We start from the raw sequence: 624 nt of genomic DNA on the forward strand, positions 1-624 counted from the left end.
CTCATGCCAAGGAAAAGAAAATTCCCATTTCATAAGTCTTTATTAGGCTGTTCATTTTTCTTTCCAATCTCTTGCCCCTTAAACGTACAAGGTATGGCAGAGCAAGATATAAAGATGAACCAGTTCCAGATAGTAAGTAATGCATCGTATGTATATGTGGAACTGGCCGATGGTAGCCAGGCGAAAATAAAGAAAAGTGATTTGGTGGAGCTTATTAGAGCAGCTATGCCAGTAGCTACACAAGCCTCTAAAGGGCTTATGCAAGCTAATGGATTTGAACAAGGTAAGTATATATCAAATGAAAAATACAATAATCAAATCAGTGCTGGTGTATATTCATCTACTGATAATTTAGAGAACATGGGAACTGGGATATTATTAGTGCTAAGAGGGATTCAATACACGGCCCATTTATACATTACTAACTCTGGAAGTCTATATATTAAAACCGTCCGTAGCAATGGAGAGATTCTAAGGGATTGGAAGTTAATAAATAATACCTAAATGTAAGAGAGTTTTTGAGTCTCCCTTTTTCTGCCTTATCTTCTGCCCCTTAAATGTGAGATTATGGCAGAGAAGCAGGATATAGCAATGAATCAGTTCCAGATAGTAAGTGGTGCACCG

1 pseudogene is annotated in these 624 nt (G+C 37.5%); it reads left to right on the forward strand.

Annotated elements, in window-relative coordinates:
- Positions 1-504 (forward strand): annotated as a pseudogene (locus M1B78_RS18480) (hypothetical protein); the annotation flags it as partial.
- Positions 505-624: the final 120 nt, after the last annotated feature.

This window comes from Bacteroides muris (ex Fokt et al. 2023) (assembly GCF_024704895.1).
Classification (GTDB): Bacteria; Bacteroidota; Bacteroidia; order Bacteroidales; family Bacteroidaceae; genus Bacteroides; species Bacteroides muris.